The organism is Stenotrophomonas sp. YJH_SMC_36 (assembly GCF_059369935.1).
Genome location: NZ_JCAFTD010000016.1, coordinates 1 through 7,516, shown reverse-complemented (window position 1 = coordinate 7,516; position 7,516 = coordinate 1). Strand labels below are relative to the sequence as shown.

Genomic DNA, 7,516 nt, shown 5'->3' with positions numbered 1-7,516 from the left:
TTCTGCTGGGTGGTCTCGTCCATCTGCACCACGGTCTGGTTGACCTGCTCGATGCCGGCGCTCTGTTCCTGCGAGGCCGCGGAAATCTCGGCCATGATGTCGGTTACGCGCTGCACCGAGGCAACGATCTCGCCCATGGTGGCGCCGGCCTTGTGCACCAGTGCAGAACCATCGGCGACCTTGCCCACCGAGTCATCGATCAGGCCCTTGATCTCCTTGGCGGCAGCGGCCGAGCGCTGGGCGAGGGTGCGTACTTCGCTGGCGACCACCGCAAAGCCGCGGCCCTGTTCACCGGCACGGGCGGCCTCGACCGCGGCGTTGAGGGCCAGGATGTTGGTCTGGAAGGCGATGCCGTCGATGACGCTGATGATCTCGGCGATCTTCTTCGAGGAGGCTTCGATGGCGGACATGGTGGTAACCACCTGGCCGACCACTTCGCCGCCCTGGGAGGCGACGCCATGGGCACCGATGGCGAGCTGGTTGGCCTGGCGGGCGTGCTCGGCGTTCTGGCGCACGGTGGAGGTCAGCTCCTCCATCGAGGCGGCAGTTTCTTCCAGGTTGGCGGCCTGCTGTTCGGTACGGCGCGACAGGTCGTTGTTGCCCGAGGCGATCTCGCCGGCGGCAGTACTGATTGCCCGGCTGGACTGCTTGATGCGGGTGACGATCTCGCTCAGCTGCGCGGCAGTGGCATTGGCATCGTCACGCATGCGAGCGAATACGCCCTGGTAGTCGCCATGCATGCGCACGGTGAGGTCACCCTGCGACAGCGCGGCGAGCAGGCCGGAAATCTGTTCGATGCTGCCAGCGTTGGCGTCGAGCAGGCCGTTGATCTGCTGGGCCAGCTGCAGGAAGAAGCCTTCCTTGTCGCTGGTTTCGATCCGGCCGGACAGGTCGCCGGCGGCGGCGCGGGCGATCACCCGGGCCACTTCGGCCTCGACCTGCGCTTCCTGGGTACGGTCACGCCATTCCACCACGCAGCCGACGGTGTCGCCGTCCTCGTTGCGGATGGTCGACACGACCTGGGCGAACTGGGCATCGCCGTACTGCATCGGGCGACGGGCCACGCCGTGCTGCTTGAGGTTCGCCAGCAGGGACGGGTCCATCTCGCCACGGTGTTCCAGCACCGTGACCGGCTTGCCGATCAGCGAGTCCTGTGCATCGAAGTCAGGCAGGTCGCGGCGCACATCGTCCTGGTACTGGCTCAACGTCTGCTGCAGGGCACGGTTGCTGTAGACGATGGTGTTGTTGGCATCGGTCAGGTAGACGCCGGTCGAACTGTAGTCCAGCGCGGTCCGGATGCGCAGGTTCTCGCGGGCGATGGCCTGGTCGGTCTCGATGCGCTCACGCAGATCACGCTGCATGCGCTGCATGGCCTGCATCAGTTCGCCCACTTCATCCTGGCGGCTGACATCGATGTGACCGTCGAGTTTGCCGCCGGCGACATCATTGGCCACCGAGACGGCACCACGCACGCTGCCGACGAGGGCGCGGGCGAACAGCCACACCAGCACCAGGCCGAGTGCGGCGCCACCCAGCAGGGCGATCACGGTCAGGACGGACGAAGCGGCATAGGTGGATTCGGCCTGTTCGCGCGAGGCGCGTGCGAGGCGGTTGTCTTCGGCAATCAGGGCTTCCAGCGCCGCGGCGGCCTTGCGGTGCTTGGTGCGGGTCTCGCCGACGAAGGTATCGATGGCGTCGTCCGGCAGGTCCAGTTCCAGCATCTCGGTGACGCTGTCGTAGGAGGCCAGGGCGTCCTTCCAGTCCTTGGCGAAGGTGTCGAACAGCTTCTTCTGCTGGGCGTTGTCCACCAGCTTCGGATAGTCCTTGATGGAACTGTCCATGCTGGTACGCAGCGCGGCAGCCTGCTTGCGCGCGTCGGCCTTGACGTCATCGCTGGCACGGATCAGCTGCTGGTAGGCACTGTTGCGGTACTCGCCGAGCATGCCGCGCATCTCGCCGGCCAGGCGGATGCTTTCCATGCGCGAACCGGCCAACTCGGTGGTGACGTTGTTCAGCGAATGCAGGCCACGATAGGCGACGATGCCCTGCAGCAGCATCACCAGCAGGATGACGCCGAAGGTCACCATCAGCTTCGGCATCAGTTTCAGGTTGTTGATCCAAGGCATGGGCGTTGCGATCTCCTAAGGCAGACGCGCACGGGCATCGGGCCCGGTTGCGGCGGCGGCCACGCCGGCACCAGGACCGGCGTGACTGCGACGGACAGCGGATTACTTGATGTTGGCCAGCTTCAGGCCGGCCGGCGAGCTGACTTCGATCTCGGCGCGCGAGGCATCGCGCTGGATCTTGCCGATCACGCACACGGTCTTGCCTTCCAGCGTTTCCAGCGGGAACGAGAACTTGCTGCGGTTTTCACCGGCGATGCGCGCCGAGAAGGTGTGGCGCGGGAAGGCGCCGCCCATGTACAGGAACGTCGGCTGGCCTTCGGAACCTTCGGCGAAGCGGGCCTTCTCGACCTTGCCGCAGACCATGCCGTCCTTGCCCACCGAGCGCGGGGCCAGTTCCGGCGGGATCATGTCCGAGGACTGGGCGAGGGCGGACGACGCGGTGGTGGCCAGGGCGGCAGCCGAAACGAGCGCGAGCAGGGACTTCATCGGGGTGGTTCTCCGGGAGGGTGATGGTTTTTTGCCGGTGGTACGCGTTCCCGCGCGGCCGGCCTCTGTCCCCCTATCGGCACCGCCGCAGGGAACTGAAGGGTTTCGTGACAGCAACGTGAAGCGGTACGCAGACTCAGGCGGCGGCGTCCTCGAGCAGGGCCGGCTGGCCCATGTCCGCGCTGTCCAGCAGGGTCTCGATGTCCAGCAGGATCAGCATGCGGTCGTCCTGGGTGCCGATGCCCGAGATGAACCGGGTATCGACCGCAGCGCCGAATTCAGGGGTCGGGCGGATCTGTTCGGACGACAGCGGGATGACGTCCGAGACGCTGTCCACCACGATGCCGACCACACGGTCATCGACATTGAGCACGATCATCACGGTAAAGGCGTCGTAGCGCGCGTTCTCCAGGCGCAGCTTCAGGCGCAGGTCGATCACCGGCACGATGGTTCCGCGCAGGTTGATTACGCCCTTGATGTAATCCGGTGCGTCCGGCACCCGGGTGACGGCATCGTAGCCGCGGATTTCCTGCACCTTGAGGATATCCACGCCGTAATGCTCGGCGCCGAGCGTGAAGCTGAGGAATTCGCCGCCGGCGCTGGCGGCGGAGCGGGTCTGGTCGTTCATCGAGGGGTCCTGGTTCTGCCGGAAGTCCCGGTGTCAGGCTCGATATCGGCCCCGCGCGGGGGGACTTTAGGCAGGGCCGTGACAGGACCTCCCCGGCTGGTGAGGACCGGATGGCGCCAGGCCACGGCCGGCGCCAGCTACATCTCTCCGTTCCTGCGTGCCTTGCGCTGGCGGTCGATCCGGAAGATGTAGCGCTGGATGGCGCTGTCGCCACCGCGAGGCAGACTGTCGAAGCGCATCCCCACGCGCTTGATTTCGGTACCGTTGGGCTGGCGCTGCGGCAGCAGGTTGCAGACCACCAGTTCGATATCCAGATCCGGCCCATCCGACAGCGACAGCACCGCCGCGTAGCGCTGCTGCAGGCCGAACACGGCGCAGTCGCTGGGCACCGCGACGGCAAGGCCACCGCCGCTGATGTCCACCACGCGCATCGACAACGCCTCGGGGCGTCCGTCCGCAGCCGGCAGCAGCAGCTGGGGCGAGTCGGTGATGGGGGTCTCCAGCCGGTACAGTTCGCGCCGCTGCAGATGCATCAGTTCCTCTGGCAGCGCAGCGCGGAAGGCGACGTGGCCGTCGTTGTCCACGCGCTGCAGCCCCTGCAGACGGAAGCGCACCAGCACGCGCTCAAGCTGGGCGAAACACAGCACATGATCGGCCTGCTCGGCTGCCCGGTTGGACGCCTCCTGCGGGCTGCCATCGATCAGCAGCACGTCCTCGTCCTCGTCCAGTTCCAACAGCGCGGTCGGGAACGAGCGATCGCGGCCGTCGATATGCGCGTTTATCAGGGAGCGCTGCTCGATCAGCGAGCGCAGCAGCTGCCGCAGCTGGCGCGGATTACGGACCAGGAAGCGTTCATCCGCGGCGTCGGCCGCATGGACATCGTGCACTGCTGTGTCGTTGCCGTCGGACATGGAATCTGTGGTCAGGGGCGGGCGCCTGCGCGCGCCGGCGCGTGGCTCGATGGGGATATCGGCCACCGCGCCGGATTATGAAGTGTGAGTCTCATCACCTTCCATCGGCCGGGCCGGGATCGAAGGAATGGGCCGGAGGCATCATTCCTCGATACCGGCGATCTGCCGCACACGCTGCATCACCGCCGGATTGTCGTCCCCTCCGTGCAGGTGGAAGCGCGCTACCGCGGCCGCCAGCAGCTGTGCCTGTTCGGCCATGCCGTGGGTGGCGGCGGTGGACGCCTCCACCAGCGTGGCGTTCTGGCGGGTGCTGGCGTCCATCTGCGCGATGCTCTGGTTCACCTGCTCGATGCCCATGCTCTGTTCCTGCGAGGCGGAGGAGATCTCGCCCATGATCTGGTTCACCTGCTGCACCGCGGCCACGACCCGCTGCATGGTGCTGCCGGCCTGTTGCACCAGTGCGGCGCCATCGCTGACCTTGCCGACAGAGGCGTCGATCAGGCCCTTGATCTCCTTGGCAGCACCCGCCGAGCGTTGGGCGAGGGTGCGCACTTCGCTGGCGACCACGGCAAAGCCGCGGCCCTGCTCACCGGCACGGGCGGCTTCGACCGCGGCATTGAGGGCCAGGATGTTGGTCTGGAAGGCGATGCCGTCGATGACGCTGATGATCTCGGCGATCTTCTTCGAGGAGGCTTCAATGGCGGACATGGTGGTGACCACCTGGCCGACGACCGTGCGCCCCTCGCCGGCGATGTCGGCCGCATCGGTGGCCAGCTGGTTGGCCTGCCGCGCATGTCCCGCGTTCTGGCGCACGGTCGCGGTCAACTCCTCCATGGTGGCGGCGGTTTCCTCCAGGCTGGCCGCCTGCTGTTCGGTACGGCTGGCCAGGTGGCCATTGCCCTGCGCCAGTCCGGCGGCGGCGCCGGTGAGGCGGCTGGAGGCTGCCTGGATGCTGCCGACGATGCGGGTCAGCTCGGCGATGGTGGTGTTGGCATCGTCGCGGATGCGGGCGTAAACGCCGTGGAAGTCGCCCTGCATCTGCACGGTGAGGTCGCCGCGCGAGAGCGAGGACAGCAGCTGCGAGATCTGCTCGATGCTGCGTGCGTTGGCATCCAGCAGGCCGTTGAGGCGTTCCGCCAGCTGCAGGAAGAAGCCTTCCTTGCCGGCGGTGCCTACGCGGCCGCTGAAGTCGCCCTGCGCGGCGGCATCGACGATATGGCCGAGTTCTTCTTCGACCTCGATCTCGGCTGTGCGGTCGGCCCACTCCACCACGAATCCCTGGCGCTGTTCGTCGTCGCCGATGATCGGATTGACGATCAGCTGCAGGGCCCGGCCGCCGACGCGGATCTGCGTGCGGTAGGTGCCGGTGAGGCGGTCGAGCAGGGTGGCCTGGTGGGCCGGATTGCGGTGGAAGATGTCGATGTTGCGGCCCAGCAGGTCGGCGGCGCTGAACTGCGGCAGGTCACGGCGCAGGTCGGCTTCGGCGGCGGCCAGCATTTTCTGCAGTGGACGGTTGACGAAGACGATGTTGCGGTCACGGTCGGCGATCATCACGTTGGTGGTGACATCGTCCAGCGCGCTGCGGATGCGCAGCGATTCGCCACTGGCCGCCAGCTCGCGCTGGCGGCGCTGCAGCAGCCGGGTGCTGGCCTGGACCAGGGCGGCGGCCAGCGAGTCCTGCGGGAACTGGCTGGCATGCAGCGCCTCGGGCAGGGGCTGGTCGTCGGCCAGGCCGTGTGCCAGGTGTGCCAGTTGCTGCGGGTCGTGGCCGAGCAGCAGAAGCTGGCGGCGCATCTGGACGGCCATCACCGACAGCAGGCCGGCCTCGATGGTGACGTACAGGGCGTGCAGGACCAGCACGCCCAGACCACTGCCGGCGGCGAATACCGGGTACGGCAGGCCGCGCGTCTGCAGGGCGAAGAACAGCACGTGATGCACGGCGATCGCCACGGCGGCCACCACGATCGGCAGCCAGTCGCGGTAGTACAGCAGCAGTGCGATCAGCACGATGACCGTGAAGTGGGTCTCCAGCTGTCCGTGCGTCTGGTGGATCAAGGTGGCCGACAGCACCATCCACGCCAGCGCTGTCGTGCAGCGGCTGAGGCGGCTGCCGGGTTGCAGGTGGACCTGCACCGCGCTGACCAGCAGCGCAGGCAGTGCGACCAGCAGCCACGGTGTCCATTGACCATGGCGCACGGCCAGTGCCAGCGAGGCCAGGACCAGCCCTGCACTGACCAGCAGGAACAGGCGGTCGGCACCCGCGGCCAGCGTGCGCAGGTAAGGCGGTGTCGGCTGACCGGTCGGCGCGGCGGTATTACGGGTGGAGGCATGCATGCGCTACTCCTTGTGGCATGGGCAATGATGGGAAAGGATCACGGGCGCCTGTGCATTGCGCAGCAGCCCCGCAACCAGTGGAGCGGCTGCGAGCGGACGGCCGCCGCAGCCCGCGTCGAGAAGGGAGGGCCCGGCATAGACAAGGCGCTGCTGGTACAGCACCAACCATTCGAAGGGCAGCGGCGTGCGGGCCTCCCGCAGGTCGATGCCGTCGGGTGTGCGCGCCGGTGGGGCGCAGCCACAGACGATGGACTGCCGCAGCAGCAGGGGATGCTGGTGGCTGGCGGCAAGCACGGCGGGCGACAGCTGCGCCAGCACGTCCGCGGCGCGCCAGCGGCCGGCCGGTGGCTGTGAAGCATCGGCCTGCGCCCACAGCGCGGCGAGGGTCCATCCCAGCCACGCAGCGAGCAGCAGCACGCCGGCCAGCATTCGCCCACGCTGTACCGGTATCGGGTCGGGGTCGTTGCTGGCTGGCATCGCTGGCTCGCGTAGGACCGTGTCCCGTTAGCGGCGAGCGGCGGCTGAACCTGAAGAAAAATTCAATCAGTTGGCCGGGGCAACGCTGGAACTGTGATGCGTTGCGACGACCGGCGAGGAGTCACGGCGAGCAGACCGGGCCGGTCGAGGGTCGGATCCCTGCCAGTGTGCAGGAATCCGACGCGTCCCGGTTCCGATGAGGTCAGAACTCCTGCCAGTCGCCGTCGAGTGCCAGCGCCGGCTGCGCCGCCGCGGCGCGTGCGACGCGCTGGGGTGCCGGCCTGGCCGCTGGAGCTGCCGCTGGCGTTCTGCGCTGCGCCGCCACGACCACCGCCGGTAGCGGTGCTTCGTTCTGTGACTCCAGGCGGAAGCGGGCCACGGCCTCACCCAGCTGCACAGCCTGTTCCTCCATTGCCCGCGCAGCGGCGGTGGCTTCCTCCACCAGCGCGGCATTCTGCTGGGTGGTCTCGTCCATCTGCACCACGGTCTGGTTGACCTGCTCGATGCCGGCGCTCTGTTCCTGCGAGGCCGCGGAAATCTCGGCCATGATGTCG

At 67.6% G+C, this 7,516-nt stretch carries 6 protein-coding genes and 1 pseudogene; all 7 read right to left on the bottom strand.

The window, feature by feature from the left end; genetic code table 11:
* The coding region (locus tag AC5P76_RS18705) for a methyl-accepting chemotaxis protein (RefSeq protein ID WP_495222808.1) at positions 1-2,126 on the bottom strand (2,126 nt) is incomplete at its 3' end.
* A gap of 102 nt (positions 2,127-2,228) precedes the next feature.
* A complete protein-coding gene (locus tag AC5P76_RS18700) occupies positions 2,229-2,612 on the bottom strand; it encodes a hypothetical protein (RefSeq protein WP_053520421.1) in 384 nt (127 codons plus the stop codon).
* Positions 2,613-2,748: 136 nt separating this feature from the next.
* The gene (locus AC5P76_RS18695; RefSeq protein ID WP_053520422.1) at positions 2,749-3,240 is read right to left on the bottom strand and encodes a chemotaxis protein CheW; all 492 of its coding nucleotides are present in this window, start codon (positions 3,238-3,240) and stop codon (positions 2,749-2,751) included.
* Positions 3,241-3,377: 137 nt separating this feature from the next.
* On the bottom strand, positions 3,378-4,151 hold the full coding sequence (locus AC5P76_RS18690) for a flagellar brake protein (protein WP_053520423.1): 774 nt from the start codon (positions 4,149-4,151) through the stop codon (positions 3,378-3,380).
* Positions 4,152-4,292: 141 nt separating this feature from the next.
* Complete coding sequence (locus AC5P76_RS18685) at positions 4,293-6,485, bottom strand: methyl-accepting chemotaxis protein (RefSeq protein WP_253120505.1); 2,193 nt, start codon at positions 6,483-6,485, stop codon at positions 4,293-4,295.
* A gap of 3 nt (positions 6,486-6,488) precedes the next feature.
* Positions 6,489-6,962: a hypothetical protein gene (locus AC5P76_RS18680; protein WP_128990761.1), complete on the bottom strand. Its 474-nt coding sequence runs from the start codon at positions 6,960-6,962 to the stop codon at positions 6,489-6,491.
* 202 nt (positions 6,963-7,164) lie between these two features.
* Positions 7,165-7,516: pseudogene (locus AC5P76_RS18675) on the bottom strand (methyl-accepting chemotaxis protein); the annotation flags it as partial.